The sequence below is a fragment of the Erwinia sp. PME.40.26/001 genome (genome assembly GCF_055556675.1).
This window is the reverse complement of the sequence record NZ_JBVHNP010000248.1, coordinates 1-262: the sequence shown is the minus strand read 5'-3', so window position 1 is coordinate 262 and position 262 is coordinate 1. Positions and strand designations below refer to the sequence as shown.

Below are 262 nucleotides of genomic sequence, written 5' to 3'. Positions count from 1 at the left end.
AAGGGTCGCCCGAACCGGAGGGCGTCGAGCAGGTTTCGCAGGTCAACCAGCAGCCCTTCGACCCGATCGTATCGGTCTTCTGGCCGTTTGGCCAAGCACTTCCGCACGATCTCATCGAGCGGCATGGGCACCGAAGCGGTGATGTTTCGGAGCGAAGGGTAGGGCGCGCTGAGGTGCTTGGCGGCGATGACCGCTGGATTATCACCGGGATAGGGAAACCGCCCCGTGAGCAGCTGCCACAGCAAAATGCCAAGGGCATAGA

Annotated in this window: 1 pseudogene; it reads right to left on the bottom strand. The window is 62.2% G+C overall.

Annotated elements, in window-relative coordinates:
- Positions 1 to 262 (bottom strand): annotated as a pseudogene (locus ACZ3HG_RS24050) (hypothetical protein); the annotation flags it as partial.